Here is a 2,219-nt window from a genome sequence, read left to right on the forward strand (position 1 = left end):
TTTATGAATACTACTATTTAATTTTAATATATTAAGGAAAAAATATCTATTATAGGAATAAATTCTTGGACTTTGTTTATCAATTTTGTATTAATACAATAGGAAAAGTTATGAAGATGGATGTATAAACACAAAAAATAAAGATTAAAAATTTATTATTTCTAGAATATTTGTAGATTAAACCGCTATTTTGTCGAGTTTATATTATAATAGTTAATGGTTGTTTATACCATTATAAGAATTCATTGGTGAATTTATAGGTTTTAATCACTAGTTTAATAGAAAGCGAGGAATTGGAAATGAAGAAGCGAAGGCTGTTTACATGCAGTTTATTATTGATGATTGTCTTAATGACGTTTGGCATGAGCGCTAAAAACACGGTCAATGCAGCTGCTGTTCAACCTAAACATGAAATGCGGGCAGCTTGGATTGCAACAGTACAAAATATTGATATGGCAAAAGGAATGAACAGAAATACATATACAAATTGGGTAAAAAGAACATTGGATTCGTTAAAAAGTAAGGGATTCAATACCGTCATCTTTCAAGTTAAGCCAACAGGAGACGCTTTATATCCATCAAAATTAGCACCATGGTCTAGATATATTACAGGAAAGAAACAAGGTACAAATCCTGGGTATGATCCTCTCAAAATAATGCTTGATGAAGCGCATAACAGAGGGTTGGAACTACATGCATGGGTTAATCCTTATCGTGTAACAATGCCGAGTGAAAAACTTTCTAGTCTTGATAAAAACAACATAGCTCTTAAGAACCCTGAATGGGTTGTTAAATATGGAAAACAGTATTATTTAAATCCTGGTATTCCTGAGGTTCAAGATTATTTAATACAAACGATAATAGAATTAGTATCTAATTATGATATTGATGCGGTTCATATGGATGATTACTTCTATCCATATAAAATAAAAAATGAAGTATTCCCTGATCAAAAAACGTATTTAGAGCATGGTTCAAAATATACTAATATCAATGATTGGCGAAGAAATAATGTCAATGAACTTGTAGGAAATATTAATGATGCAATTAAAAGTGTGAAACCGTGGGTTCAGTATGGTATATCACCATTTGGCGTTTGGAGAAATATAGCAAATGACCCAACGGGAAGTAATACAAAAGCGGGTGTACAAAATTATGATGATTTATATGCTGATACTAGACAATGGATAAAGGATGGTAGCATCGATTATATTGCACCGCAGCTTTATTGGTCTAGAAGTTTATCAGTAGCAAACTACTCGGTTTTATTGAATTGGTGGAATAAAGAAGTTTCAAAATATGCTAGCAAGCATCCAGTCAATTTATATATAGGATTGGCTGATTATAAAGTTGGAACGAAAGATGACAGGGCATGGATGAAACAATTAGAACTACCAAGTCAAATTGTTGCTAACCGAAATCAAAAATCAACTCAAGGACAAATGCATTTTTCGTATAGTGATGTTTCTAAAAATAAGTTAAATTATGTCACGTATATTACTAAAAATCTTTATAATTATAAAGCTCTAACACCTGCTACTTCTTGGAATAATCCGGTTGTACCTAAACAACCTACGAAAGTAGAAGCAAAAAATGAAAAGAATGGTGTAAAAATAACGATTGATCATAGCAAGGATAATGATGCAAGAAAGTTTGTGATTTATCGCTTTGAAGCCAATAAAAAAGCAAATTATAATAACCCATTATCCATAGTTGATGTTGTCTACAGTAGTAAGGGTAAAGCTACTTTTGTTGATAAAACTGCTAAAGCCAACAAAGCATATACGTATGGTGTAAAGTCCATTTCTGCAACAGGGGTTGAAAGCACTGGTGCTACAACAGTGAACATAAAAAGAAATTAATTTCAAAAACCATTTCAATGACACATAAAAACATTGAAATGGTTTTTTGGTTTCATCTTATAAAAGAAATAGAGTATGTTTTATTTAAAAACAATAAGTAAATTCATAGATTGGAATATAATATTTCTGAAAAATCTAAAATATACTAGTCACTATTTTGTGTTTTTATACAAAGATTTTTCACTAATTTATAGTATAATTTAAATGTATTTCCAATATATAGAGTGTAATAACTAAAAAGACTCTGTGCGATGAAATATTATTGCATCTAAGATTAACATTGAACGGATCATGTAAGTAATTCTATAAAATATGAAGGAATGATGAAGTTATTTGAGCATAAATATACCTGGATTT

The 2,219-nt window shown here is 30.1% G+C and carries 1 protein-coding gene; it reads left to right on the forward strand.

Annotated elements, in window-relative coordinates; all coding sequences use genetic code 11:
* Positions 1-299: 299 nt before the first annotated feature.
* Complete coding sequence (locus tag V7014_RS21535; protein ID WP_335510183.1) at positions 300-1,862, forward strand: glycoside hydrolase family 10 protein; 1,563 nt, start codon at positions 300-302, stop codon at positions 1,860-1,862.
* Positions 1,863-2,219: the final 357 nt, after the last annotated feature.

The organism is Bacillus sp. JJ722 (genome assembly GCF_036963345.1).
GTDB lineage: Bacteria > Bacillota > Bacilli > Bacillales > DSM-1321 > Bacillus_AD.

Coding starts and splice junctions, on each gene's coding strand:
- V7014_RS21535 (WP_335510183.1), top strand. CDS start 300: ATGAAGAAGCGAAGGCTGTTTACATGCAGTTTATTATTGATGATTGTC.